The sequence below is a fragment of the Janthinobacterium sp. P210005 genome (genome assembly GCF_036231865.1).
GTDB classification, from domain to species: domain Bacteria; phylum Pseudomonadota; class Gammaproteobacteria; order Burkholderiales; family Burkholderiaceae_D; genus Janthinobacterium; species Janthinobacterium kumbetense.
The window spans coordinates 1,422,896-1,446,205 of sequence record NZ_JAZARC010000001.1 but is presented as its reverse complement, the minus strand read 5'-3'; the positions used below and the strand labels follow the sequence as shown (position 1 = coordinate 1,446,205).

The window sequence follows — 23,310 nt, the reverse complement described above, 5'->3', positions numbered from 1 at the left end:
TGCATGATTCTCACGTTTCTTCCCTCTGGCGCTGGCATGCATCCTGCTTTGTAGATCGTTATTTACACGATTGCAGTGCATGCCAGACAGCCCACATTTCGCAACGCCTACTGCCGCCAGCGCGCACAGCGCCTGGCAGGCGCATTTGCGCCTGGGCTTTGCGCTGCACGATGGCGTCAGCCGTCTCGTCGAGCGCACGCACAGCGGCCCCCTGCGCGTGCAAAAGCCCCTGTATCCGGAAGGCGATGCCGTCTGCCACGCCATCATCATCCATCCGCCCGGCGGCGTGGTGGGCGGCGACCAGCTGGCCGTCGACGCCACGGTGGGCGAGGGCGCGCACGCCTTGCTCACGTCCCCCGGCGCCGCCAAGTGGTACCGCGCGAACGGCCATGTCTCGGGCCAGCACCTTGTGCTGCGCGCCGGCAGCGGCGCCGCCATCGAGTGGCTGCCGCAGGAAAGCATTTTCTTCGACCAGGCTTGCGTGCGCCTGCGCCACGAGGTGGAACTGGCGCCGGACGCCGGCTATATCGGCTGCGACATCGTCTGCCTGGGCCGCGGCGCCTCGGGCGAAATATTCAACACGGGCAGCATCAGCCAGCAGGTGCAGATCCGCCGCGGCGGCAAGCTGCTGTGGTGGGAGCAGGGCGTGCTGGCCGCCGGCGGCGCCCTGATGGCCAGCCCGCTGGGACTGGGGGGCCACACGGTGTGCGCCACCCTGATCGCCGTCGGCATGCCCGTTGCTCCCGCCGTGCTGGCGGCCGTGCGCGAGATCGCCGTGCCGGCCGGCGCCGCGTTTGGCGCCACACACATGAAAGCGCTGGTGGTGGTGCGCCTGCTGTGCGGCGACAGCGAGGCGGCGCGCCGCATCATGCTGGCCGCCTGGCAGCTGCTGCGTCCCGCCATGCTGGGACGCGACGCCGTCGTGCCCCGCATCTGGAATACTTAATCAGGAAAGAAGCGCAAGGAAAACCATGGACCTGACTCCCCGCGAAAAAGACAAGCTGCTCATTTTTACGGCTGCGCTGCTGGCCGAACGGCGCCTGGCGCGCGGCTTGAAGCTCAATTATCCGGAAGCGGTGGCCCTGATCAGCGCCGCCATCATGGAAGGCGCGCGTGATGGCAAGTCGGTGGCGCAGCTGATGTCGGACGGCACAAAAATTCTGTCGCGCGCCGACGTCATGGACGGCATCGCCGAGATGATCCCCGATATCCAGGTGGAAGCGACTTTCCCCGATGGCAGCAAGCTGGTGACCGTGCACCACCCGATACCGTAGTTTTTCGAGCGGCCAGGGCGCCACCCGCGCCGTGGCTGTTTTTGCGCCGGCGACCGGCCGGCAAGCATAACGCGATCTTTGAAGGAGCCCCTCATGACCCCAGGCGAATACAAATTGGAAGAAGGCGAAATCAGCCTCAATGCGGGCCGCGCCACGGCTACCGTGGTGGTGGCCAACCGGGGCGACCGGCCGATCCAGGTGGGCTCGCATTTCCACTTTTTCGAAGTCAACCCGGCGCTGGCTTTCGAGCGCTGGCGCGCCTACGGCATGCGCCTCAATATCACGGCTGGCACGGCCGTGCGCTTCGAACCGGGCCAGCAGCGCACGGTGGAACTGGTGGCGCTGGCGGGCGAGCGCAAGGTCTACGGCTTCAATGGGGCAGTGATGGGTGAACTGCAAGACACTCCACCGGGAAAGGATTGAGATGGCCAGCATTCCCCGCAGCGCGTACGCCGAAATGTTCGGCCCCACCAAGGGCGACCGCATCCGCCTGGCCGACACGGAACTGTTCATCGAGATCGAGCATGACTACGCGATCTACGGCGAAGAAGTGAAATTCGGCGGCGGCAAGGTGATCCGCGACGGCATGGGCCAGTCGCAGCGCTGCGCGGCCGAGGTGATGGATACCGTCATCACGAATGCCGTCATCCTCGACCACTGGGGCATCGTGAAAGCCGATATCGGCCTGAAAAACGGCCTGATTTTCGGCATCGGCAAGGCGGGCAATCCGGACATCCAGCCGGGCGTCACGCTCCCCATCGGCGGCGCGACGGAAATCATCGCCGGCGAAGGCATGATCGTCACGGCCGGCGGCGTCGACACGCACATCCACTTCATCTGCCCGCAGCAGATCGAGGAAGCCCTGATGAGCGGCGTGACCACCATGCTGGGCGGCGGCACGGGGCCGGCCGTGGGCACGGCCGCCACCACCTGCACGCCGGGGCCGTGGCATCTGCACGCCATGCTGGCGGCCGCCGACGCCTTCCCGATGAACCTGGGCTTCATGGGAAAAGGGAACGTCAGCTTGCCGCTGCCCCTGGAAGAGCAGGTGCGCGCGGGCGCCATCGGCCTGAAACTGCACGAAGACTGGGGCAGCACGCCGGCCGCCATCGACAATTGCCTGTCGGTGGCCGACCGCATGGATATCCAGGTGGCGCTGCACAGCGATACCCTCAACGAGGGCGGCTTCCTGGAACACACCTTGGCCGCCTTCAAGGACCGCACCATCCACACGTTTCACACGGAAGGGGCGGGCGGCGGCCATGCGCCCGACATCATCGCCGCCGTCGGGCAAGCCAACGTGCTGCCCTCGTCGACCAACCCCACGCGCCCGTTCACCGTCAACACGCTCGACGAGCACCTGGACATGCTGATGGTGTGTCACCACCTGGACCCGGCCATCGCGGAAGACGTGGCGTTCGCCGAGTCGCGCATCCGCCGCGAAACCATCGCCGCCGAAGACATCCTGCACGATATCGGCGCCATTTCCATGATGTCGTCCGACTCGCAAGCCATGGGACGTGTCGGCGAAGTGATCATGCGCACCTGGCAGACGGCGCACAAGATGAAGGTGCAGCGGGGCGCGCTGGCACCCGACACGGCGCGCAGCGACAACTTCCGCGCCAAGCGCTATATCGCCAAGTACACGATCAACCCGGCTATCACGCATGGCATTTCGCACGTGGTGGGCTCGCTCGAGGAGGGCAAGATCGCCGACATCGTGCTGTGGAAGCCGGCCTTCTTCGGCGTCAAACCGTCGATGATCTTAAAAGGCGGCATGATCGCGGCCGCGCAGATGGGCGACCCGAACGCCTCGATTCCCACGCCGCAGCCCGTGCACTACCGCATGATGTTCGGCGCCTTCGGCGGCGGCCTGAAAAAGTCGTTTACGTTTGTCTCGCAGGCGGCCTACGACCTCGATATCGGCCATCAGCTGAAACTGAATAAATCCGTCATCGCCGTGAAAAACATGCGCGGCTTGCGCAAGCACGACATGATCCACAACAGCGCCACGCCGCACATGGAAGTGGACCCGGAAACCTACGCCGTGCGCGCCGATGGCCAGCTGCTCGTGTGCGAGGCGGCATCCGTGCTGCCGATGGCGCAGCGCTATTTTCTATTTTAGGCGGGAGACAAGCATGCTCACTTTGCATACCAAACTGACGGCTGACGACCATCGCGCCGCCGTCGCCCAACTGGTGCTGCCCTACGACCAGCGTGAAAAATGCCGGCTGCGCGCCGTGCTGTCGAATGGCGAGGACGTCGCCGTGTTCACCGTGCGCGGCACGGTGCTGCGCGACGGCGAACGCATGACGGGGCCGGAAGGAACGGTGGTGCAGATCGTCGCCGCGCGCGAACCGACCTATCTGGTGCAGTGCGCGGACGCGCACACCCTGCTGCGCTGCGCCTTCCACCTGGGGAACCGCCACACGCAGGCGCAGGTGGGCGACGGCTTTTTGCGCATCCGCAAGGACGTGGTGCTCAAGGAGATGCTGGAAGGCTTGCAAGCGACGGTGACGGAAGAAAGCGCGCCGTTCGAGCCGGAGGCGGGCGCGTATGGTGGCGGCCATGGCCACCACGACGGCCACGGCCAGCACTTGCTGGCGCCCGTGCCGCTGCGGCAAAAGATCCACCGCCCCGGTGATACGCCGGGCGCGCCAGGCGCCGCATGATGCAGGCGTCGGCCCTGCTGCATCTGCTGCAGTTCGCCAGCCCGGCCTTGCCGATCGGCGCCTACAGCTATTCGCAGGGGCTGGAAGCGGCGTTCGAATCCGGCCTGGTGACGGATGCGGCCACGGCGCGCGAATGGATCGCCCGGCATCTGGCGCAGGTGGTGGCGCGCTGGGAGGCCCCCCTGTGCTGGCGCTTGATGCAAGCCTTCGAAGCGCAGGATCTGCACGCCGTGCAGCGCTGGAGCGAGCGTTTCATCGCTTCGCGCGACACGGCGGAATTTCGCGCCGAAACCATCCAGATGGGATATTCGCTGACCAAATTGCTGGCCGAGCTGGGCGTGGCCGACGGCGTGCTGATCGACATGCTGCAGGGCCAGCCGGAGGTGGCCTTGCCCACCGCGTATGCGTGCGCCGTGGCGGCGCTGGCCATTCCGCGCAAAGAGGCGCTGCTGGCCATGCTGTTCGCGTGGGCGGAAAACCAGGTGCTTGTCTGCGTGAAATCCGTGCCGCTGGGGCAGGTGGCGGGCCAGCGATTGCTGCTGTCGCTGCGGCCGGACTTGGAAGCGGCGGCCCTGACGGCGCAAACCTTGCAAGACGACGAGATGGGCAACTGGACGCCCGGCCTGTCGCTGCTGTCGATGCGGCACGAAGTGCAGTACAGCCGGCTGTACCGCTCCTGAACACTATCACGAGAGACTACAACATGACATCGATTACCTCAAACCCTCTGCGCGTCGGCATCGGCGGCCCCGTCGGCTCGGGCAAGACGGCCCTGTGCGAAATGCTGTGCAAGGGCATGCGCGAACGCTACGACATGGCTGTCATCACGAACGACATCTATACCAAGGAAGACATGGAAATCCTGCTGCGCGCCGATGCCTTGCCGGCCGAGCGCCTGATGGGTGTGGAAACGGGCGGCTGCCCGCACACGGCCATCCGCGAAGATGCGTCGATCAACCTGGAAGCCATCGCGCGCATGCAAGCAGACTTTCCGAATCTCGACTTGATCCTGGTCGAATCGGGCGGCGATAACCTGGCCGCCACCTTCAGCCCGGAATTGTCGGATTTGACGATTTACGTGATCGACGTGGCTGGCGGCGAAAAGATCCCGCGCAAGGGCGGGCCCGGCATCACGCGTTCCGATTTGTTGATCATCAACAAGACGGATCTGGCGCCCTACGTGGGCGCCAACCTGGACATCATGGCGCAGGACGCCAAGCGCATGCGCGGCGAACGTCCCTTCGTGTTCACCAACCTGCGCAGCGGCGACGGCGTGCAGGTCGTTATCGATTTTATCCGCGAGCAAGGTTTGCTCGATCAACCAGGCAAGGAGCTGCAATGAGCGCAAGATTGATGAAGAAAACGGCCGCCGTGGCGGCGCTGTGCCTGCTGGCCTTGCCCGCCATGGCCCATCCCGGTCATGGCGAGAACGCCGGCTTCCTGGCCGGTTTCGCCCATCCGTTCACGGGCATCGACCATTTGCTGGCCATGCTGGGCGTGGGTATCTGGGGCGGCCAGCAGCGCGGCGGCCTGGCCCAGCCCGCCACTTTTCTCGGCATGATGCTGCTGGGCGCGCTGGCCGGCATGGTGGGATTGACGGTACCGGGGCTGGAAACGGGCATCGCCGCCACGGTGGCGCTGGTGGGGCTGGCCATCGCGCTGGCGCTGGCCTTGCCGAACTGGCTCGGCATGGGCCTGGTGGGCGTGTTTGCCTTGGCGCATGGCAATGCGCATGGCCAGGAATTGCCGGCCGCCTCGGCCGCGTGCGGCTTCATGCTGGCCTCGGCTGTCTTGCTGGGTACGGGACGTTTCCTCGGCCAGGTATTGGCCGAGCGCATGCTGCGCGTGGCCGGCGTGGCCTTGACGGCCGCCGGCGTGGTGTTGATGGGACTGAATTAAGAACCGGGACGGCGCTCCGACAGCACGATGGGCGCCGCCTTTTCCGGGTGCAAGCCCTGGTGGCCCGCATACACGGCGGCAATGGCGGCCATGTCGGCATCCTTGTCGCCCGTCAAATATAAATGGTCGACGACGCCCAGCACCTTGTTCGGGTAGTCGATGTACACCAGCAGCAAGGGTACCTTGGCCGCCACGGCCAGGTGATAAAAGCCGCTTTTCCAGTTCGGACGGTAGCTGCGCGTCGCTTCCGGCGTGATGGCCAGCCAGTACCAGTCGGCGGCCAGCATGCGTTCGGCCTGGCGTCCGATGGTGCCGCTGGTGGTGCTGCGGTCGACGGGTTCGCCGCCCAGGTAGCGCAGCACCTTGCCCATGGGGCCGCGGAACAGGGAATCCTTGGCCAGCCAGCGGAAAGGCAAGGACAGCGCCCATTTGCCAAACAGGCCCACCATGAAATCCCAGTTGGACGTGTGCGGGTAGACGACGGCGATGCCGCGCGGCCCTGGCAGGGGACGGAAGCGCATGCGCCAGCCAAACAGGTGCAGTACGCGCAGCGCGCAACGCTGGTGCCAGGTCGGCAAGTCGCCCGCTTGTACAAATAAATCGTCCATTGATACCCTTCAGTGACACTGTTCTTAATGGGATGGCGCTGGTGGCCATTTTCCTTGAAGCAAAATTCTGCGCAGGCATTCTATACGGGGCTGGCGATGGCGACAAGCAGCCGAGGCCGCTATTCATGCGGTGTCGGGGCCGTTGCTGCTGCTATTTTAACGATGCTTGACCTCCGTGTCGGGCACTAAATGCGCACAATGTGGTCAAAACTTCATGCAGTGTTGATCCACCCGACAGGGAGCCATGGCATGAAAAACAGCATCGACGAGGTGAATGGGGAGAATGTGCGAACGGACAAGGTGATGGCCGAGCTCGTCGAGCGGGGCGTTGCTTTTCACCACGCACTGGGGCGGACGGTGGCGACAGCGTATTTGCGCGAGCACGCGGTACCGGTCGAGGTGATACGCCGCGTCTTCAGCAGCGTGCAGGCGCGCCGTCCGGCCCGGCCGGCACGGCGCCGATGGCGCTGAAGGTGAGGGAACGGCGCGGCGGCGTCAATAAAAAAGCGGCGGACGCGGCGATCGTCACGCAGTCAGTGCGTTGGTATCGTCGCGTCCGCCGCCAGGGGAAATGGGCGGCGCAGTGCCGCTCAGGGGGCTTTCAGGGTGCCGTTCAGGCTTGTGCCGCCAGCGCCGGGTAGTCCGTGTAGCCGGCAGCGTCCGGCGCGTACAGGGTGTCCGGGTTCAGCGGATTCAAGGGCGCGTCGCTGTGCAGGCGGGTGGGCAGGTCGGGGTTGGCGATGAACCACAGGCCAAAGGCGACGGCATCGGCTTCGCCCTTGGCCAGCAGGGCTTCGGCCGCCGCCTTGTCCATTTTTTCGTTGGCGATGTACACGCCGCCGAACTCCTGCTTCAGGTACGGACCCAGGCGGTCTTCGCCCAGCGCTTCGCGGGCGCAGATGAAAGCGATGCCGCGCTTGCCCAGCTCGCGTGCCACGTAGCCGAAGGTGGCGCGCGGGTCCGAGTCGCCCATGTCGTGCGCATCGCGGCGCGGCGCCAGGTGCATGCCCACCTTGTCGGCGCCCCAGACTTCGATGCACGCGTCCGTCACTTCCAGCATCAAACGGGCGCGGTTTTCAATCGAACCGCCGTAGTTGTCGGTGCGCAAGTTGGTGCTGTCTTGCAGGAACTGGTCGAGCAAATAACCATTGGCGCCATGGATTTCCACGCCATCGAAACCCGCTTTTTTCGCATTTTCGGCGCCCAGGCGGTAGGCTGCCACGATGCCGGGAATTTCTTCCGTATCGAGTGCGCGCGGCGTGACGAATTCCTGTTTCGGACGCACCAGGCTGACGTGGCCGGCCGGCTTGACGGCGCTGGGCGCCACGGGCAAGTCGCCATCGAGGAAGACGGGGGCGGAAATGCGGCCCACATGCCACAGCTGCAGCACGATCAGGCCGCCCGCGTCATGCACGGCCCGGGTGATGTGTTTCCAGCCTTCCACCTGTTCCTCGGACCAGATGCCCGGCGTGTCGGCGTAGCCCACGCCCTGCGGCGTGACGGCCGTCGCTTCCGAGATGATCATGCCTGCCGAGGCGCGCTGCGTGTAGTACTCGGCCATCAGGGCGTTGGGCACGCGGCCCGGATTGCCGGCGCGCGAACGCGTCAGCGGCGCCATGATGATGCGGTTTTTCAGTTGCAGACTGCCAATGGTGATGGGGTCGAATAAAGTTGCCATGATTATCATTTCCTTGTTGGGGCCGGTCGAGCGGCGTTGAGACGGAGTGATCGAGATGAAAGCTGTGCTTACAAACCTTGCTGCATGTGATCGAGAAAGGCCTGGATGGTGGCTTCGTTGCGGCTGAAGAAACTCCATTGGCCCACCTTGGTTGCGGAAATCAGACCCGCCTTTTGCAAGCTGGCCAGGTGCGCCGAGACCGTCGATTGCGACAGGTTCAGGCGGCGGTCGATCAGGCCGGCGCACACGCCCAGGTGCAGCGGGTGGTCCTGCTCCTGGAAATACTGTTCCGGCTCCTTGAGCCATTGCAAAATCTGCCGGCGCACTGGATTGGCCAGCGCCTTGTGGATGGCGTCGATATCCATATTGTTTCTCCTGAACATACAATTCGCTTTTCAGCGATGTATATATCGTAGTTGTTCAATTCTAATATCGTTGTTTTACGATATATCTATCTTACGATATAAATGAAAAGCGTGCTGGCGGCGCGCGTTTTTGAACGGATTCAGGCGGGAAGGGGATTGCGCTGCAGCACGGCCGGGCCCGTCAACACGATGCGCACCAGGTCCACCTGGCGCTGGGCGCCGGCCTTGGCGGTGGCGCTCTTGATCTGCGTGCGCGCCGTGTGGATGGAAATGCGCTGGCGCTCGGCGTATTCCTGCAGGGAATAGCCGTTGACGAGCGCTTCCGTCAGGCGCGCCTCGGCCACCGTCATGCCATAGAAATTGCGCAGGGTGGCGGCCAGGGAGGTGATCAGGTCGCTGCTATCGCTGAGAAAGACGGCGATGGCGCTGGCCGAGCCGAAAGGACTGTGCCAGGAGGGCAGGGGCGTGACGCGCAGGCGCAGCTGCTCTCCCGTCAAGCCGCTCAGGTTGAGCACGCCGCCGGGACCGCCTGCCGCCGTCGTGCCCGTTTGCGCCGCCTCGTGCAGCATGCGCCGCAGCGCGCCGTTGTCCGCTTCGCGCGGGCAATACAGGGGCGCGCCTTCGCGCAACTGCAGCAGCCGCGTCGCAGCCGTCATGGCCAGCGCCCGCTCGTTGGCGTACAGCAATTGCGACGTGGCGTCGAGCAGCAGCACGCCAAACGGCAGCAATTCCAGCACCTGGGTGGAACTCCGGGACAGCACTTCCAGCCGGCGCAGCTTGCGCTGCAGGACAAAGGCCGTCTGCAAATGCGGCATCAGGCTGCGGATCAGCGCCAGCTCGCCCGCCTCGTAGGCGCCCGCCCGTTCGCGGCGCACCACGGTGACGTTGGTGGAGCGCTCGGCGCGCAATTCGACGATGGCCGCCGCCGTATAAAAGATGTCTTGCGGGCGCAGCCAGTCCGTCCAGTATTCTGTTTTCTTCAGGCAATGGTCGGGAAACAGCATGGAGCCGGTGACGACGGCGCCTTCGTGGTGCAGGGTGGCGTCTTCCAGCCAGACATTGCGCGCGCCGTAATAGCTGGCAAAGCTGGTCATGGCATCCGTTTCGAAGCCATAGGTGGCGGACAGGCCGCTGCCGGGCAGCTGGACGTCGACCGAGCGGTTGTTGAAATCATTGGCCCAGATCAAACCCGCGTGCGATTTCAGCTGGCGTGCAAAGGCGGCAAGGAAATCTTGCCATTGGATATGTTGTGTGGCCGCTTCATAGATCAGGGTAATCAGTGCCTGGCTGGCGACGGCGAGCGATGGCGTCATTGGCGATCCTCATGGCGGCAAGCGGTGGACAAGGCATGGAGCGGGCGGCCTTGGCAGCGGCCGCCCGGCTTCCCTAGCGCGATTCCAGCCAGCTTTTGCCGCCGGAGGTGCACGTGCTGAGGCTGGCGTACTGGCTCACATAGTTGTAACCGCTGCCGCAGCCCCCTTCGCCGGATTTGACGGGGCCGTAGCAAGCGCCTTCATAGCTGAGCTTACCATTGACGGTGGTGCTTTTGACACAGAAATTGTAGTTGCTGGCCACGGTGTTGTTGGGCAAGGTGGCGCCGTTGTTTTGCCCGCAGCCGAGTTCCTTGCTCACGGAGCGCGCGTAGTCGACCATTTTCTGGTACGTGCCGCTGTAGTAGGTATCCGCCTTGGCCTTTTCGCCCTGCTTGCAGGCGGCGATCACGCTGTCATAGCCGGAATCGGCCTGGGCGTAGTTGCCCGATACCTGGATGCCGCAGGCGCTGGCTTGCTTGCGTTCCGTATCGCTGATCAGATTGTTGTACTGGCAGGTGGACGAGGTGCCGCCGCTGGCGCTGGTGGAACCGCCGCCCGAGCCACTGTCGGCGCTGCCGCCGCCACCGCAGGCGGACAGCATGAGGCAGCCGAGCAAAGTGACGGCAAAGGTGGTTGGATGTGCTTGCATGATTTTCCCTGTGGACGGTGACTTGCCACCATGTGTCTGGTGGTATCTTTGCTACAAGGAATTGTATCGGGCATGTTTTTTGGAAACATCACCCATTTGGGGTATGCGCCGGCGGCACGGAGTGGGGTAGGGCGGCCGGCTGGCCGCCCCGGCGGGGATCAGGCGAAGTGGAACAGCAGCAAGGCGATGACGGCAGGCACCGTCTGCAGGTAGAGGATGCGCGTCATGACGGTGGCCGCGCCCCATGCGCCGGCCACGGCGATGCACGCCAGGCCGAACACGGTAAACGCATGGGCGATAGCCGCGTCCGGGTGAAAAAAGCCCAGCGCCAGCGCCGCGACGAGAAAACCGTTGTAGCAACCCTGGTTCGACATGGCGGGACGCACGATCTCCGCTTTTTCCTTCGACAGGCCAAACACCTTGCGTCCGCGCGCATTGAACAGCACGGTTTCCAGCAGCACGATATACACGTGCAGCAGCAGGATGAGGGCGGTAAGAATCTGGGCCAGAAGTAGCATCATTGTTCCCGAGAGTGAATGGATGCGGCAATTATGCGGCCATCAGCATGTTTTTTGGCAACTTTCGATTGGAGCGGCCACACTAGAAAAATGTGCTTGCGGCAAGCCTTTTCACCCAATGGTATACTTTTCCTTTTGCTCCTGTGGGGACGACCCCGCTCGATGACGGGGCTGCATGGCGGGGACGACCCTGCCGCCTCAGGAGAGTACGATGGCGTGGATTATTTTGGTATTGGCTGGTTTGCTGGAAATCGGCTGGGCCATCGGCCTCAAATACAGTGCCGGCTTTACCCGCCTCGTGCCATCCGTGCTGACGGCTATTTCCATGCTGGGCAGCGTGGTGATGCTGGGCCTGGCCTTGCGTACCTTGCCGCTGGGCACGGCGTACGCCATCTGGACGGGCATCGGCACCGTCGGCACGGCCATCTTCGGCATCATGGTGCTGGGCGAGCCGGCCAGCGCCGCGCGTATCGCCTGCATCGCCCTGATCGTGTCGGGCATCCTGGGCTTGAAATTGCTCAGCCCTCAATAAAGGATGCCAGCATGAGCCTCGCCATGACGTATTTCTACCTTGCCATCGCCATCATCGCCGAAGTGATCGCCACCAGCGCCTTGAAGGCGTCCGAGGGCTTCAGCCGCTTGTGGCCCAGCGTCATCACCGTGCTTGGCTACAGCATCGCCTTCTGGTGCCTGTCCCTGACCTTGAAGGTCATTCCCACCGGCATCGTGTATGCGATCTGGTCGGGCGTGGGCATCGTGCTCATTTCCGCCGTCGGCTGGTTCTGGTTCAAGCAAAGCCTGGACACGCCGGCCCTGATCGGCCTGGGGCTGATCATTGCCGGCGTGCTCGTCATTAACTTGTTTTCAAAGTCCGTCGGCCACTAAGAGCCTATCCCAGTAGATGAATACATCCCCTGCCGGCGCCCCTCAGAAGCGGGGACTGCGTTGATCGTCGTCGCGTGGCTCGCCACGCGTCCTCCTCACGCCTTGTCCGCGCTCCTGATGAACGGCCAGCAGATGACGCTCCCTACTGGAATAGGCTCTAATCAAAAGCTGCTGGCCACCCGCGCCAGGTAATACCACTCGGCATTGGCTGCCGCATTGACGTCCGGGAACAGGATATAGGCGTCGAATTCGGCCGTCACGGGCGTGCCGTCTGCGCGCACGCCGATCTGCTCGCCCTGTTTGACCTTGTCAAAGCTGGACCAGGTCTTGATGAAGCGGTCGCTTGCATGCAGTTTGTCGTGCACGACGACCATGTTCAGCGCTTCCATGTCGGCGTCGGCGATGGCTTCCGGTTGCGGCACGTCAATGAAACCGAGGAAAGCCAAGGTGTTCATGATGGCGCGGTAAGCGACGTCCGGTGCGGCCGGGTCCGCGTGCTGGCCGCATTCCAGGGTGAGGGCGTAACCGCCCGTTGAGCGCATGTATTCCGTCGTGCCCACGCCGTAGCGCAAGACCAGGCCCACCTGGTCGCTATTGCCCAGGCGGCGCTGCACTCCCTGGCCATACGCATGCAGCCAGCCGTCGACGAAGCGGCGCACGCCCAGGCGGCGCGCCAGCGCGCGTTCCTTTTCTTCATGTTTGAAAGGTTGCAGCGGGCCGTCGTTGTTGTGCGGTCCCATCATGACGAAGGGTTGGCTGTCGGCATTGAACGAGTGCAAGTCGAGCAGCATGTCATGCTGGCCCAGCAGCGGGCACAGCCAATTGGCGATGCGGTCTTCGAAATCTTGCGGATTGTCGTTCGGGAACAGGTTGCGGTTCAGGTTGCGGTCGCCGCTGCGCACGCCCTTGGCGTAAGCGAGCGGGTTGGTGATGGGCACGAAGGTGACGCTGCCGGCCACGATGGACAGGGCGCCGCTGTCGAGTTCAGCCATCACGCGGTGGATGCCCTTGGTGCCGCAGGTTTCATTGCCGTGCACGGCGCCGGTGACGATCAGGCGCGGGCCGCTGCCCTGGCCCGTGTAGTTGATGGACTTGAAGTGGAGTGCGCTGCTCATGCTGGACATATCCTATTGGTATCAGGGAAGGGAAAGCGGGGTCGGCATATTTTAGCGGGATTCGCGGCAGGTACCCGTAAAAATGTCGCCAGGAATGTACCCATCGCCCACCCCGGCATGGCATGATCGGCGCCAATGTTGTTTTCCCTTGCTGATTCCATGACCAGTACGTCCCATCCTTCCCGCCTGTACGGCCTCGACACCTTGCGCGCGCTGGCCATCGTGCTGGTCTTCATGAACCATTATTTGTTGTTCGTCAGCGAGGGCGGGGCGTTTGGTTTCTGGGGAGAAATCGGCTGGACGGGCGTGGACCTGTTCTTTGCCCTCAGCGGCTACCTGATCGGCAACCAGATCTTTGTGGCCTTGCGCAGCGAGCACGGCTTTTCCTTGCCGCGCTTCTATGCGCGCCGTTTCCTGCGCACCTTGCCCAGTTTCTATGCCGTGCTGGCCCTGTATTATCTGTGGCCCGCGTTTCGCGGCGATAGCGCGCTACTTCCCTTGTGGAAATTCCTGACGTTTACGCAAAACATCAATCTGACGCCGGGCACGGCGTTTTCCCATGCGTGGTCCTTGTGCGTGGAAGAGCAGTTCTACGTGCTGCTGCCGGCCGTGGCGCTGGCGATCGCGGCTTGCCGCAAGTCCCTGCTGTGGGCGTGGGTGGCCGTGGCCGCCAGCTTTATCGTCGGCATGCTGCTGCGTGCGTATCTGTGGGATGAATATGTGCACGTGCCGCGAGGCGGCCTCGGCTATTACAAATACATTTATTACGCGTCGTGGTGCCGTTTCGACGAGCTGGTGGCGGGCGTGGCGCTGGCGCTGCTGAAAAACTACCACCCTGGCGCCTGGCTGCGCCTGACATCCTATGGCAATCGCACCTTGCTGGCGGGAATCTTTGGCACGGCGCTGATGTTTTACGTGTTTCTCGCCGATCACTATGGTTATTGGGTGACGGTGTTCGGTTATCCGGCCCTGGCCGCCAGTTTTACCTTATTGCTGATCGCCGCGCTGAGTCCTGCCAGTGTTTTATATCAACTGCGCGTGCCGGGCGCGGCCAGCCTGGCCCTGTGGTCGTATGCGATTTACCTGCTGCACAAGCAGCTGTGTATCCTGCTGCGGCCCTTGTTGCAAGACGTTGGCCACGGGCCGGACGGTGCGCCGGCGATACTTGCCAGTATCGCTGTCAGCATCGTCACGGGCTGGCTCTTATATAGATTGGTGGAAACGCCGTTCATGCGCTTGCGGGCGCGCTATGTTCCCGCGAATCATGCGTGACGATTACATGTCGATCACATCGAGTCCCCGCGGCGTGCCCACCAGTAATTCCAGGATAGCATGCACGCGCAGATTCGTCTCTTCATGTGCCGTGTTGAAGATCAGGGCGCGCAGGCCGGGCACGGCTTCCATGATGTGCTCGCTGGCGTAGGCATTGATCAATAACAAGACCAGGTCCGTGGCGCCCGCGCCGGGCTGGCGCCGCAGCCGGTCGTGGATCACGTTCAGCAGCGCGCGCTGCATGCGCGGCGTGGGATTGGTGATGTAGGCGAAGACGCTCGGCGTGTTGGCAATGGCTGCGCAGAGGCGCCGTTCCATCTCGTCGGGTTTCACGTCGGAGGCGATATCGAAATACGCAGCTTCCCAGCGCGTGCGTGCATATGGGTGGCCGGGCGGGAAAGAGTCGGCCGTTTCAAAACCGCAGATGCGGCTCAGGGTTTTCAGCCAGGCGAATAGGGTGGAGTTCATGTCGCGATTCTAGCGGCATTCCGCGTGTGCCGGGCCCTCTCTATATAAAGGGGGCTGACGCCCCGAGAAATGATTAAAGTTTCCTGTAAAAGAGCCCTTGTCATTCTGGGAAAGCCTCTCTATAATGCTGGTCTTCGGGGCGGTTAGTTCAGCTGGTTAGAATACTTGGTCGACATCCAAGGGGTCGGGGATTCGAATTCCTCACCGCCCACCAGAATTTAGCAGTAAGCAGTTTTTAAGAGTTTTAAGCTGGCGCAAGCCGCAAGCGGTCATTTGAAATACAATGATCAACAAAAGTTTTACGGGCGGTTAGTTCAGCTGGTTAGAATACTTGGTCGACATCCAAGGGGTCGGGGATTCGAATTCCTCACCGCCCACCAGAATGCAGTTAGAGAGAAAGGTAAAACCGGTTATGACACCGCGAACTACTACCAAGCTTTGGGAGTGACGCTAGTCGAACGGGTTTCCTTTGTCTTAAGAAAGTGAAAAACGCGGCTAGTCCGCGTTTTTTTGCGTCTGCGTTTTCCTTTCAGTTATTTGCCCATCACATTGCAGTTTTACCTGGCGCCAGCGCCGATATGGAGATCAATATGCTTACAATCCGACTTCCCGATGGTTCCGCCCGTCAATTTGACGGCCCGGTCACCGTGGCCCAGGTTGCGGCCAATATTGGTACCGGCCTGGCCAAGGCTGCCCTGGCCGGCAAGGTCGATGGCAAGCTGGTCGATACGTCCTATCTGATCGAGCAAGACGCGGAGCTGGCGATCGTGACGGACAAGGACGCCGATGGCCTGGAAGTGATCCGCCACTCGACGGCCCACTTGCTGGCGTATGCCGTCAAGGAATTGTTCCCGGAAGCGCAAGTGACCATCGGTCCCGTGATCGACAACGGTTTTTACTATGACTTCGCCTACAAGCGCCCGTTCACGCCGGAAGATCTGGTCGCGATCGAAAAGAAAATGGCGGAACTGGCCAAGAGGGATGAGCAAGTCACGCGCAAGGTTGTCGCGCGCGACGAAGCCATCGAGTACTTCAAGGGCATCGGCGAAGCCTACAAGGCTGAATTGATTGGTTCGATCCCGGCCGACCAGGAAGTGTCGCTGTATTCCGAAGGCAAGTTCACGGACTTGTGCCGCGGCCCTCACGTGCCATCGACGGGCAAGCTGAAAGTCTTCAAGCTGATGAAGCTGGCCGGCGCCTACTGGCGCGGCGACTCGAAAAACGAGATGCTGCAGCGTATCTACGGCACGGCCTGGGCCAAGAAGGAAGACCAGGAACTGTATCTGCATAACCTGGAAGAGGCGGAAAAGCGCGACCACCGCAAGTTGGGCAAGCAGCTCGATTTCTTCCATTTCCAGGAAGAGGCGCCGGGCCTGATCTTCTGGCACCCGAAAGGCTGGTCGATCTGGCAGCAAGTCGAGCAATACATGCGCAATGTGTACCAGGTCAATGGCTACCAGGAAGTCAAGGCGCCGCAAATTCTCGACCGTGGCCTGTGGGAAAAAACCGGCCACTGGGATAATTACCGTGAAAACATGTTTATCACGGAATCGGAAAACCGCGCCTATGCGCTGAAACCGATGAATTGCCCTGGCCATATCCAGATTTTCAACAATGGCATGCGCAGCTACCGCGACTTGCCATTGCGCTACGGCGAATTCGGCCAATGCCACCGCAACGAACCGTCGGGCGCCTTGCATGGCATGATGCGCGTGCGCGGCTTTACGCAGGACGATGGCCACATCTTCTGCCTGGAAGAGCAGATCGCCGGCGAAGTGACGGCGTTCCACCAGCAGGCGATGGATGTCTACACGGCTTTCGGCTTTACGAATATCGACGTGAAACTGGCCTTGCGCCCGGATAACCGCATCGGCACGGAAGAGTCGTGGGATTTCGCCGAGGAATCCCTGCGTTCGGCCCTGCGCGCCTGCGGCGTGGAGTGGACGGAATTGCCAGGCGAGGGTGCATTCTATGGTCCGAAGATCGAATACCACCTGAAAGACAGCCTGGGCCGCGCATGGCAAGTGGGTACCGTGCAGATCGACCCGTCGATGCCGGGTCGCCTGGGCGCCGAATATGTGGCCGTGGACAACACGCGCCAGGTGCCGATCATGCTGCACCGTGCGATCGTCGGTTCGCTGGAACGTTTCATCGGCATCCTGGTCGAACACTACGCGGGCGCCATGCCGCTGTGGTTGTCGCCGGTGCAAGTGTCGGTGTTGAATATTTCCGACGCTCAAGCCGATTATGTACAGGAAGTTACAACAAAACTGCGCAAAGCGGGGCTGCGCGTACAGGCTGATTTGCGTAACGAGAAGATTACCTATAAAATACGTGAACATTCCGTACAAAAATTGCCTTACATCTTAGTAATTGGCGACAAAGAGCGGGATGCGAATACAGTGGCCGTGCGGGCGCGGGGCAATGTCGATCTGGGCGTCATGTCCGTCGATGCCCTGATTGAGCGACTCAAACATGAAGTCGACACCAAGGCCTGACGAGGAAACTCGCTGCACGACCGTCTTACAAGATTTTTAAAGGAAATTACAATAGCTACTGACAAGTCACATCGCATCAATGGCGAAATCACTGCCCCTGAAATGCGTTTAAGCGGGGTCGATAACGAGCCACTCGGTATCGTAAGTTTGGCTGAAGCCTTCCGCCTGGCGGAAGAGGCAAACGTCGACCTGGTGGAAATTGCGCCTACCGCGCAGCCACCGGTGTGCCGTTTGATGGACTACGGCAAATTTAAGTATTCGGAGCAAAAGAAAGCTCACGAAGCCAAATTGAAGCAAAAGATCATCCTCGTGAAGGAAGTCAAATTCCGTCCGGGGACTGATGATGGTGACTACAATATCAAGTTGCGTAATCTCATCAAGTTCCTCGAAGATGGCGATAAAACCAAGATCACCTTGCGTTTCCGCGGTCGTGAGATGGCGCATCAGGATATTGGCTTCCGCATGCTGGAACGTCTGAAAGCCGATCTGGAGCCGTACGGCCAGGTCGAGCAGTTCCCGAAGATGGAAGGCCGCCAAATGATCATGGTTCTTTCGCCTAAGAAGAAGAAGTAAGATACAATAGCGTTTTACTGTGGGTGGAAACTGCTCGCGCCGGCATTGGCGCGGTGTCAAACCCCAGGCAGAATTTGCGCGGCCCGGTCAGCAATGTCCGGGCCGCGTGAACTGTAGTGGACTCGCATCCGCTGCACAACATGTGAAAGCAGGCATCTAAGCGCAGCGTCGTGTTGCCACCTGCAATCCTGTTATAAATGGAGCTGTCCGTAAGAGGACAGATTGCTATGCCTAAAATGAAGACCAAAAGCTCCGCGAAAAAACGTTTTCGCGTGCGTCCAGGTGGAACAGTCAAGTCGGGTCACGCGTTCAAACGCCACATCCTGACCAAGAAAACCACCAAAAACAAACGTCAGTTGCGCGGTACCCGTAACATCAACGCATCGGATGTCACATCCGTCATGCGCATGATGCCGACTGCTTAATCTCACACTCAATTTAAGGAGTTACTATGCCTAGAGTAAAACGTGGGGTTACAGCTCGTGCCCGTCATAAGAAGATTCTTGTTCAAGCTAAAGGCTACCGTGGTCGCCGCAGCCGTGTATACCGTGTTGCCAAGCAAGCAGTTATGCGCGCTGGCCAATACGCTTACCGCGATCGCCGCAACAAGAAGCGCGTTTTCCGCCGCCTGTGGATCGCCCGTATCAACGCCGCTTCCCGTGAGCATGGCGTAACGTACAGCGTATTCATGAACGGCTTGAAAAAAGCAAATATCGAACTGGACCGTAAAGTCCTGGCCGATATGGCTGTGATGGACAAGCCAGCATTCGCTGCGATTGTCAACGCAGTTAAAGCAAAAATCGCTGCGTAAGCATCGGTCATTGCACAACGTCATCCGTAGGGTGACGTCATAAAGAGCGGGGCAGGGGTTTTAACACCTTATGCCCCGTTTCCGTTTTTGATTGTTGGATTTTAGATAACTGAGTCCAGAATTGATGTCCAAAACAGGAAATGCCGCATGAACTCCCTAGAAGAACTCGTCGTCTCGGCCCAGGCTGACTTTATCGCCGCCGCAGACGCTGCCGCACTTGAAAACGCCAAAGCCCGCTACCTGGGCAAGACTGGCCAGATTACCGAAATGATGAAGGGGCTGGGCAAGCTGGACCCGGATGCGCGCAAGGCGCAGGGCGCCCTGATCAACGCCGTCAAAGTGCAGATCGAGGGCGCGCTGACGGCGCGCCGTGATGCACTGGCCGATGCCCAGATGCAAGGCCGTCTGAACGCCGAAGCGATCGACGTGACCCTGCCAGGCCGTGGCCGCATGCCCGGCGGCATCCATCCCGTGATGCGCACGTGGGAGCGTGTCGAGGAAATCTTCCGCTCCATCGGTTTCGACGTGGCCGACGGCCCCGAAATCGAAAATGACTGGACCAACTTCACGGCGCTCAACAGCCCGGAAAACCATCCAGCCCGTTCCATGCAAGACACTTTCTACATCGACGGCAACGATACCGATGGCAAGCCCTTGCTGCTGCGCACGCACACGAGCCCGATGCAGGTGCGCTATGCGCGCACGCACACGCCGCCGATCAAGGTCATCGCGCCGGGCCGCACCTACCGCGTCGACAGCGACGCCACCCATTCGCCGATGTTCCACCAGGTCGAAGGCCTGTGGATCGCCGAAGACATCAGCTTTGCCGACCTGAAGGGCGTGTACCTGAACTTCGTCAAGGCATTCTTCGAGACGGACGACTTGCAAGTGCGCTTCCGCCCGTCGTACTTCCCGTTTACGGAACCGTCGGCCGAGATCGACATCGCCTTCGGTTCGGGCCCGCTGAAAGGCCGCTGGCTGGAAGTGTCGGGCGCCGGCCAGGTGCATCCGACCGTGGTGAAGAACTTCGGCCTCGATCCCGAGAAATTCATCGGTTTTGCTTTCGGCTCCGGCCTGGAACGCTTGACGATGTTGCGCTACGGCATCAACGACCTGCGCCTGTTCTATGAGGGCGATTTGCGTTTCCTGAAGCAGTTCAACTAAGCATTGTTCCGTTTGATTCATGGCGCTTGAGCGCCTGTGCGCTCGCGCTGTGAGCTTTGACCCTTTGAAGGCTTGATTATGCAATTTTCCGAAAACTGGCTCCGTACCATGGTCGATCCGAAGATGACTTCGGACGAACTGGCCCATCTGCTGACCATGTCAGGTCTCGAAGTCGAGGACGTCGATCCTGTCGCGCCCCCGTTCTCGAACGTGGTGGTGGGCCTGGTCCTGGAGATGGAAAAACATCCGAACGCGGACCGCCTGAATGTGTGCCAGGTCGACGTCGGCACTGGCACCATGCTCAACATCGTTTGCGGCGCGCCGAACGTGCGCCCTGGCTTGAAAGTCGTGTGCGCCATGGCCGGCGCCGTGCTGCCGCCTGGCGCCGATGGCAAGCCGTTTGAAATCAAGGTGGGCCAGCTGCGCGGCGTCGAGTCGCAAGGCATGCTGTGCTCCGCGCGCGAATTGAAATTGTCGGAAGAAAACGCCGGCTTGCTGGAATTGCCGGACGACGCGCCGATCGGCCAGAATTTCCGCGATTACTTTGCGCTCAACGACTTGAAATTCACCATCAAGTTGACGCCGAACAAGGCGGACTGCCTGTCCGTGCTGGGCGTGGCGCGCGAAGTGTCGGCCTTGACGGGCGTGCCCCTGAATGCGCCGCAGTTCCGCACCGTGCCTGTCACCAGCGATGAAGTGTTGCCAGTGAAAGTCAGCGCGCCGGATCTGTGCGGCCGTTTCACGGGCCGCGTCATCCGCGGCTTGAACGCCCGTGCCGCCACGCCGGACTGGATGAAGCAGCGCCTCGAGCGCAGCGGCCAGCGTCCGCTGTCGGCCCTGGTCGACATTTCCAACTATGTCATGCTGGAACTGGGCCGTCCCAGCCACGTGTTCGACCTGGCAAAGATCCACGGCAGCCTCGACGTACGTTGGGGCAAGGCGGGCGAATCCGTCAAGCTGTTGAACGGCAACACCATCGCCGTCGACGAGTGGCTCGGCGTCATTGCCGATGAGCAGGAAATCGAATCGCTGGCCGGCATCATGGGCGGCGACGCCAGCTCCGTATCGGACGATACGGACAGCATTTACCTGGAAGCGGCCTTCTGGTGGCCGAACGCCATTCAAGGCCGCGCGCGCCGCCTGAATTTCTCCACCGATGCGGCGCACCGCTTCGAGCGCGGCGTCGATTTCGCCACCACCGTCGAGCACATCGAGCGCATCACGGCCCTGATCGTGGAAATCTGCGGCACGCCGGCCACGACCGTCGGCCCCGTCGACGACCACGTGGTGAACTTGCCGCAACGCCAGCCTGTGTCGATGCGCACGGCGCGCGCGCAAAAAGTCATCGGCGTGCCGCTCAACGATGAGCTGATCGCCGATATCTTCACGCGCCTGGCCCTGCCATTCACCCTGGCGGACGGCGTGTTTTCCGTGACCTCGCCCAGCTACCGTTTCGACATCGAGATCGAGGAAGACTTGATCGAGGAAGTGGCGCGCGTGTACGGCTTTGAAAACATCCCGACCTTGCCGCCCGTGGCAGCGAACGTGATGCAGATTGCACCAGAAAATACCCGCTCCTTGTTTGCGGTACGTCATGAGCTGGCCGACCTGGGCTTCCAGGAAGTGGTTAACATGAGCTTTGTCGATACGGCATGGGAGCGCGATTTCTCGGGCAACACGAATCCGATCAAATTGCAGAACCCGATCGCCAGCCAGATGAGCGTGATGCGCTCCTCGCTGATTGGCAGCCTGATCGCCAATGTGCGTTATAACCTGAACCGCAAGACGAACCGCGTGCGCATCTTCGAAGTGGGCGCCATCTACCAGCGCGACGACAGCGTGGAAAACGGTCCCCTGTCGGTGGCCGGTTACGCCCAGCCGAAGCGCGTGGCGGCCATGGCTTACGGCGCGGTGGCCGACGAGCAGTGGGGCCAGGCTGCCCGCACGGTCGACTTCTTCGACGTGAAGGCGGACCTGGAAGCGCTGTTCGCGCCGCTGGTCTTGCGTTTCAGCAAGGCGGAACATCCGGCCCTGCATCCGGGCCGTTCGGCCAACGTGGAGCTCGATGGCAAGGTCATCGGTTTCATCGGCGAACTGCACCCGCGCTGGATGCAAAAGTATGACTTGCCGCTGGCGCCTGTGCTGTTCGAAGTCGACGCCGCTGCCCTGACGCAACGCATCGTGCCCGTGTACCAGGAAATCTCGAAATTCCCTGGCGCCAGCCGCGACCTGGCCGTGGTCGTCAAGCAATCGGTGGCCGTGCAGGATCTGCTCGACAGCTTCCACGCCGCCGCCAAGTCGAGCCCGGCAGCGCGTATCGTGCAAGCCATTGTTTTATTTGATGAATATCGTGGAAAAGGGCTGGAAGCGGATGAAAAAAGCCTTGCTTTCCGGATTAGCTTGCAAGATACTCAAAACACCCTGCAAGACGATGTCGTCGATGGCCTGATGGCTGTCCTGGTCGATGCGGCCAAGCAGGGCCACGACGCGAAACTGCGTTCGTAATTACCGGACTGGCCGTCGCCTTGCGTGACGGCCTTTCCGTCGTCAACCGTAGACGAGCTTGCCATGTGGCGAGCTCGGGCGCACAGAAAAGGCAGGGCAGGAAAATTAATAACAGCGACGTTGATTCCGCCGTACTGCAGTCCGCACTGGCCGCAGATCTGCATCGGGCCATGCTGGTTGCCAAAGTGCGCCAGGAAGCGGAAAAAGATTTACCCACCTTGACCAAGGCGGAACTGGCCGAACTGTTGTTCGAGCAGGTGGGCCTGAACAAGCGCGAAGCGAAGGATATGGTCGAGACCTTTTTCGACGAGATCCGCAATGCGCTCGAACGGGGCGAGGCCGTCAAGCTGTCCGGTTTCGGCAATTTCCAGTTGCGCGACAAGCCGCAGCGGCCGGGCCGCAACCCGAAGACGGGCGAAGAGATCCCCATCACGGCGCGCCGCGTCGTGACCTTCCATGCGAGCCAGAAGCTGAAAAGCATGGTCGAAGAGACCAGTCCGCTGGCACGTGCTGCCTGAGTGAGTGGCGATGAACGAGCGCATCAGTAAAACCGAGTTGATCGCCTTGCCGCCCATTCCGGCGAAACGCTATTTCACGATCGGCGAGGTGAGCGAGTTGTGCGGCGTCAAACCGCATGTATTGCGCTACTGGGAGCAGGAGTTTTCCCAGCTCAAGCCGGTCAAACGACGTGGTAACCGCCGTTATTATCAGCACCATGAGGTGCTGTTGATACGCCGCATCCGCGAATTGCTGTACGAGCAAGGCTTTACCATCAGCGGTGCCCGCAACAAGCTCGACAGTCGTGGCGCATCGCATGCCATCGCCGACGAGCTGCCTGTGCTGCCGGCCATGCCCGTCGCGCCGCAGGAAGCGCCGCTGGACCGCGTGTGGATACGCAATGAATTAATTGCGATTTTAAACTTGCTAAAATAAGATTTGTACCAATATAGGTGGGGTTGTCCGGTAGCAGTTGACTAAGTTGACTATACTGCATGGGCGCTCGGCCTTGGCGCTGACGCTACCGTACTGCGCGCCATATTTTG

Annotated in this window: 28 protein-coding genes and 2 tRNA genes; 22 read left to right on the top strand and 8 right to left on the bottom strand. The window is 61.4% G+C overall.

Annotation, left to right across the window (positions count from 1 at the left end):
* Window positions 1-79 precede the first annotated feature (79 nt).
* From VPH40_RS06315 to VPH40_RS06280, 8 genes are all read left to right on the top strand, one after another.
* Window positions 80-946, top strand: a complete 867-nt coding sequence (locus tag VPH40_RS06315; RefSeq protein WP_328572998.1) for an urease accessory protein UreD — start codon at window positions 80-82, stop codon at window positions 944-946.
* A gap of 25 nt (window positions 947-971) precedes the next feature.
* Entirely contained in the window at window positions 972-1,274 is a 303-nt protein-coding gene (locus VPH40_RS06310; RefSeq protein WP_034751936.1) for an urease subunit gamma, read from the top strand.
* A gap of 93 nt (window positions 1,275-1,367) precedes the next feature.
* Window positions 1,368-1,697 (top strand): urease subunit beta, encoded by a 330-nt coding sequence (locus tag VPH40_RS06305; RefSeq protein ID WP_251348197.1) that lies wholly within the window; start codon window positions 1,368-1,370, stop codon window positions 1,695-1,697.
* Between the two features lies 1 nt (window position 1,698).
* Window positions 1,699-3,399 carry an urease subunit alpha gene (gene ureC / locus VPH40_RS06300; RefSeq protein ID WP_328572997.1) on the top strand — a complete coding sequence of 567 codons (1,701 nt, stop codon included), beginning with the start codon at window positions 1,699-1,701 and terminating at the stop codon, window positions 3,397-3,399.
* A 13-nt stretch (window positions 3,400-3,412) separates the two neighbouring features.
* The gene (gene ureE / locus VPH40_RS06295; RefSeq protein WP_289904505.1) at window positions 3,413-3,946 is read left to right on the top strand and encodes an urease accessory protein UreE; all 534 of its coding nucleotides are present in this window, start codon (window positions 3,413-3,415) and stop codon (window positions 3,944-3,946) included.
* Window positions 3,946-4,626 (top strand): urease accessory protein UreF, encoded by a 681-nt coding sequence (locus VPH40_RS06290; RefSeq protein ID WP_328573341.1) that lies wholly within the window; start codon window positions 3,946-3,948, stop codon window positions 4,624-4,626. Before ureE ends, VPH40_RS06290 begins: the two co-directional genes overlap by 1 nt.
* A gap of 23 nt (window positions 4,627-4,649) precedes the next feature.
* Window positions 4,650-5,288, top strand: a complete 639-nt coding sequence (gene ureG, locus VPH40_RS06285) for an urease accessory protein UreG (protein WP_034783159.1) — start codon at window positions 4,650-4,652, stop codon at window positions 5,286-5,288.
* Window positions 5,285-5,845: a HupE/UreJ family protein gene (locus VPH40_RS06280; RefSeq protein ID WP_289914223.1), complete on the top strand. Its 561-nt coding sequence runs from the start codon at window positions 5,285-5,287 to the stop codon at window positions 5,843-5,845. Before ureG ends, VPH40_RS06280 begins: the two co-directional genes overlap by 4 nt.
* Here the strand turns inward: VPH40_RS06280 and VPH40_RS06275 are convergent.
* On the bottom strand, window positions 5,842-6,453 hold the full coding sequence (locus VPH40_RS06275) for a 1-acyl-sn-glycerol-3-phosphate acyltransferase (RefSeq protein ID WP_305052542.1): 612 nt from the start codon (window positions 6,451-6,453) through the stop codon (window positions 5,842-5,844). The two genes, VPH40_RS06280 and VPH40_RS06275, sit on opposite strands and share 4 nt — an antisense overlap.
* Window positions 6,454-6,702: 249 nt before the next feature.
* Between VPH40_RS06275 and VPH40_RS06270 the strand changes: the two genes are divergently transcribed.
* Window positions 6,703-6,924, top strand: coding sequence for a hypothetical protein (locus VPH40_RS06270; protein ID WP_077406246.1), 222 nt, complete (start codon window positions 6,703-6,705; stop codon window positions 6,922-6,924).
* A gap of 142 nt (window positions 6,925-7,066) precedes the next feature.
* Here VPH40_RS06270 and VPH40_RS06265 read toward each other — a convergent pair whose 3' ends face one another.
* The 5 genes from VPH40_RS06265 to VPH40_RS06245 form a co-directional block, all read right to left on the bottom strand.
* Window positions 7,067-8,131: an alkene reductase gene (locus VPH40_RS06265; RefSeq protein WP_099667401.1), complete on the bottom strand. Its 1,065-nt coding sequence runs from the start codon at window positions 8,129-8,131 to the stop codon at window positions 7,067-7,069.
* Between the two features lie 68 nt (window positions 8,132-8,199).
* Window positions 8,200-8,496 (bottom strand): ArsR/SmtB family transcription factor, encoded by a 297-nt coding sequence (locus VPH40_RS06260; RefSeq protein WP_034751927.1) that lies wholly within the window; start codon window positions 8,494-8,496, stop codon window positions 8,200-8,202.
* Window positions 8,497-8,636: 140 nt separating this feature from the next.
* Entirely contained in the window at window positions 8,637-9,809 is a 1,173-nt protein-coding gene (locus VPH40_RS06255) for a helix-turn-helix transcriptional regulator (protein ID WP_328572996.1), read from the bottom strand.
* A gap of 73 nt (window positions 9,810-9,882) precedes the next feature.
* On the bottom strand, window positions 9,883-10,458 hold the full coding sequence (locus VPH40_RS06250; RefSeq protein ID WP_099667403.1) for a hypothetical protein: 576 nt from the start codon (window positions 10,456-10,458) through the stop codon (window positions 9,883-9,885).
* A gap of 158 nt (window positions 10,459-10,616) precedes the next feature.
* The gene (locus tag VPH40_RS06245) at window positions 10,617-10,979 is read right to left on the bottom strand and encodes a DUF1304 domain-containing protein (RefSeq protein WP_442906619.1); all 363 of its coding nucleotides are present in this window, start codon (window positions 10,977-10,979) and stop codon (window positions 10,617-10,619) included.
* 208 nt (window positions 10,980-11,187) lie between these two features.
* Here VPH40_RS06245 and sugE point away from each other — a divergent pair, with 208 nt between their 5' ends.
* Window positions 11,188-11,508, top strand: coding sequence for a quaternary ammonium compound efflux SMR transporter SugE (gene sugE, locus VPH40_RS06240; protein WP_034783172.1), 321 nt, complete (start codon window positions 11,188-11,190; stop codon window positions 11,506-11,508).
* A gap of 23 nt (window positions 11,509-11,531) precedes the next feature.
* On the top strand, window positions 11,532-11,861 hold the full coding sequence (locus VPH40_RS06235; protein ID WP_289898402.1) for an SMR family transporter: 330 nt from the start codon (window positions 11,532-11,534) through the stop codon (window positions 11,859-11,861).
* Between the two features lie 161 nt (window positions 11,862-12,022).
* On the opposite strand, the gene VPH40_RS06230 is transcribed toward VPH40_RS06235, so the two are convergent.
* Window positions 12,023-12,985 (bottom strand): succinylglutamate desuccinylase, encoded by a 963-nt coding sequence (locus tag VPH40_RS06230; protein ID WP_442906618.1) that lies wholly within the window; start codon window positions 12,983-12,985, stop codon window positions 12,023-12,025.
* Between the two features lie 150 nt (window positions 12,986-13,135).
* Between VPH40_RS06230 and VPH40_RS06225 the strand changes: the two genes are divergently transcribed.
* Window positions 13,136-14,248: an acyltransferase family protein gene (locus tag VPH40_RS06225; protein WP_328572993.1), complete on the top strand. Its 1,113-nt coding sequence runs from the start codon at window positions 13,136-13,138 to the stop codon at window positions 14,246-14,248.
* A gap of 3 nt (window positions 14,249-14,251) precedes the next feature.
* On the opposite strand, the gene VPH40_RS06220 is transcribed toward VPH40_RS06225, so the two are convergent.
* Window positions 14,252-14,716, bottom strand: a complete 465-nt coding sequence (locus VPH40_RS06220; RefSeq protein WP_289910581.1) for a hypothetical protein — start codon at window positions 14,714-14,716, stop codon at window positions 14,252-14,254.
* A 137-nt stretch (window positions 14,717-14,853) separates the two neighbouring features.
* On the opposite strand from VPH40_RS06220, the gene VPH40_RS06215 reads away from it, so the two are divergent.
* From VPH40_RS06215 to VPH40_RS06170, 10 genes are all read left to right on the top strand, one after another.
* A tRNA-Val gene (locus VPH40_RS06215) sits at window positions 14,854-14,930 on the top strand.
* Window positions 14,931-15,019: 89 nt separating this feature from the next.
* Window positions 15,020-15,096: transfer RNA gene (locus tag VPH40_RS06210), tRNA-Val, on the top strand.
* Window positions 15,097-15,306: 210 nt separating this feature from the next.
* A complete protein-coding gene (thrS, locus tag VPH40_RS06205) occupies window positions 15,307-17,214 on the top strand; it encodes a threonine--tRNA ligase (RefSeq protein WP_328572992.1) in 1,908 nt (635 codons plus the stop codon).
* Window positions 17,215-17,226: 12 nt separating this feature from the next.
* The gene (gene infC, locus VPH40_RS06200; RefSeq protein ID WP_205711303.1) at window positions 17,227-17,787 is read left to right on the top strand and encodes a translation initiation factor IF-3; all 561 of its coding nucleotides are present in this window, start codon (window positions 17,227-17,229) and stop codon (window positions 17,785-17,787) included.
* A 227-nt stretch (window positions 17,788-18,014) separates the two neighbouring features.
* The gene (gene rpmI / locus VPH40_RS06195; RefSeq protein ID WP_038493025.1) at window positions 18,015-18,212 is read left to right on the top strand and encodes a 50S ribosomal protein L35; all 198 of its coding nucleotides are present in this window, start codon (window positions 18,015-18,017) and stop codon (window positions 18,210-18,212) included.
* 26 nt (window positions 18,213-18,238) lie between these two features.
* Window positions 18,239-18,598: a 50S ribosomal protein L20 gene (gene rplT, locus VPH40_RS06190; protein ID WP_010399214.1), complete on the top strand. Its 360-nt coding sequence runs from the start codon at window positions 18,239-18,241 to the stop codon at window positions 18,596-18,598.
* 147 nt (window positions 18,599-18,745) lie between these two features.
* On the top strand, window positions 18,746-19,762 hold the full coding sequence (pheS, locus tag VPH40_RS06185) for a phenylalanine--tRNA ligase subunit alpha (protein ID WP_328572991.1): 1,017 nt from the start codon (window positions 18,746-18,748) through the stop codon (window positions 19,760-19,762).
* A gap of 78 nt (window positions 19,763-19,840) precedes the next feature.
* Window positions 19,841-22,267, top strand: a complete 2,427-nt coding sequence (pheT, locus tag VPH40_RS06180) for a phenylalanine--tRNA ligase subunit beta (protein ID WP_328572990.1) — start codon at window positions 19,841-19,843, stop codon at window positions 22,265-22,267.
* Between the two features lie 170 nt (window positions 22,268-22,437).
* Window positions 22,438-22,785: an integration host factor subunit alpha gene (locus VPH40_RS06175; RefSeq protein ID WP_010399205.1), complete on the top strand. Its 348-nt coding sequence runs from the start codon at window positions 22,438-22,440 to the stop codon at window positions 22,783-22,785.
* A 10-nt stretch (window positions 22,786-22,795) separates the two neighbouring features.
* The gene (locus tag VPH40_RS06170) at window positions 22,796-23,200 is read left to right on the top strand and encodes a MerR family transcriptional regulator (RefSeq protein ID WP_077406208.1); all 405 of its coding nucleotides are present in this window, start codon (window positions 22,796-22,798) and stop codon (window positions 23,198-23,200) included.
* Window positions 23,201-23,310: the final 110 nt, after the last annotated feature.

What these genes read in the sequence shown, in the direction of transcription:
- VPH40_RS06270 (WP_077406246.1), top strand. Translation starts at nt 6,703, where the DNA reads ATGAAAAACAGCATCGACGAGGTGAATGGGGAGAATGTGCGAACGGAC.
- VPH40_RS06305 (WP_251348197.1), top strand. Translation starts at nt 1,368, where the DNA reads ATGACCCCAGGCGAATACAAATTGGAAGAAGGCGAAATCAGCCTCAAT.
- VPH40_RS06255 (WP_328572996.1), bottom strand. Translation starts at nt 9,809, where the DNA reads ATGACGCCATCGCTCGCCGTCGCCAGCCAGGCACTGATTACCCTGATC.
- ureG (WP_034783159.1), top strand. Translation starts at nt 4,650, where the DNA reads ATGACATCGATTACCTCAAACCCTCTGCGCGTCGGCATCGGCGGCCCC.
- VPH40_RS06275 (WP_305052542.1), bottom strand. Translation starts at nt 6,453, where the DNA reads ATGGACGATTTATTTGTACAAGCGGGCGACTTGCCGACCTGGCACCAG.
- rplT (WP_010399214.1), top strand. Translation starts at nt 18,239, where the DNA reads ATGCCTAGAGTAAAACGTGGGGTTACAGCTCGTGCCCGTCATAAGAAG.
- VPH40_RS06245 (WP_442906619.1), bottom strand. Translation starts at nt 10,979, where the DNA reads ATGATGCTACTTCTGGCCCAGATTCTTACCGCCCTCATCCTGCTGCTG.
- pheS (WP_328572991.1), top strand. Translation starts at nt 18,746, where the DNA reads ATGAACTCCCTAGAAGAACTCGTCGTCTCGGCCCAGGCTGACTTTATC.
- sugE (WP_034783172.1), top strand. Translation starts at nt 11,188, where the DNA reads ATGGCGTGGATTATTTTGGTATTGGCTGGTTTGCTGGAAATCGGCTGG.
- ureC (WP_328572997.1), top strand. Translation starts at nt 1,699, where the DNA reads ATGGCCAGCATTCCCCGCAGCGCGTACGCCGAAATGTTCGGCCCCACC.
- VPH40_RS06235 (WP_289898402.1), top strand. Translation starts at nt 11,532, where the DNA reads ATGACGTATTTCTACCTTGCCATCGCCATCATCGCCGAAGTGATCGCC.
- VPH40_RS06310 (WP_034751936.1), top strand. Translation starts at nt 972, where the DNA reads ATGGACCTGACTCCCCGCGAAAAAGACAAGCTGCTCATTTTTACGGCT.
- VPH40_RS06225 (WP_328572993.1), top strand. Translation starts at nt 13,136, where the DNA reads ATGACCAGTACGTCCCATCCTTCCCGCCTGTACGGCCTCGACACCTTG.
- VPH40_RS06290 (WP_328573341.1), top strand. Translation starts at nt 3,946, where the DNA reads ATGCAGGCGTCGGCCCTGCTGCATCTGCTGCAGTTCGCCAGCCCGGCC.
- VPH40_RS06280 (WP_289914223.1), top strand. Translation starts at nt 5,285, where the DNA reads ATGAGCGCAAGATTGATGAAGAAAACGGCCGCCGTGGCGGCGCTGTGC.
- ureE (WP_289904505.1), top strand. Translation starts at nt 3,413, where the DNA reads ATGCTCACTTTGCATACCAAACTGACGGCTGACGACCATCGCGCCGCC.
- thrS (WP_328572992.1), top strand. Translation starts at nt 15,307, where the DNA reads ATGCTTACAATCCGACTTCCCGATGGTTCCGCCCGTCAATTTGACGGC.
- rpmI (WP_038493025.1), top strand. Translation starts at nt 18,015, where the DNA reads ATGCCTAAAATGAAGACCAAAAGCTCCGCGAAAAAACGTTTTCGCGTG.
- VPH40_RS06170 (WP_077406208.1), top strand. Translation starts at nt 22,796, where the DNA reads ATGAACGAGCGCATCAGTAAAACCGAGTTGATCGCCTTGCCGCCCATT.
- VPH40_RS06250 (WP_099667403.1), bottom strand. Translation starts at nt 10,458, where the DNA reads ATGCAAGCACATCCAACCACCTTTGCCGTCACTTTGCTCGGCTGCCTC.
- VPH40_RS06315 (WP_328572998.1), top strand. Translation starts at nt 80, where the DNA reads ATGCCAGACAGCCCACATTTCGCAACGCCTACTGCCGCCAGCGCGCAC.
- VPH40_RS06175 (WP_010399205.1), top strand. Translation starts at nt 22,438, where the DNA reads ATGCTGGTTGCCAAAGTGCGCCAGGAAGCGGAAAAAGATTTACCCACC.
- VPH40_RS06265 (WP_099667401.1), bottom strand. Translation starts at nt 8,131, where the DNA reads ATGGCAACTTTATTCGACCCCATCACCATTGGCAGTCTGCAACTGAAA.
- VPH40_RS06220 (WP_289910581.1), bottom strand. Translation starts at nt 14,716, where the DNA reads ATGAACTCCACCCTATTCGCCTGGCTGAAAACCCTGAGCCGCATCTGC.
- VPH40_RS06260 (WP_034751927.1), bottom strand. Translation starts at nt 8,496, where the DNA reads ATGGATATCGACGCCATCCACAAGGCGCTGGCCAATCCAGTGCGCCGG.
- pheT (WP_328572990.1), top strand. Translation starts at nt 19,841, where the DNA reads ATGCAATTTTCCGAAAACTGGCTCCGTACCATGGTCGATCCGAAGATG.
- VPH40_RS06230 (WP_442906618.1), bottom strand. Translation starts at nt 12,985, where the DNA reads ATGTCCAGCATGAGCAGCGCACTCCACTTCAAGTCCATCAACTACACG.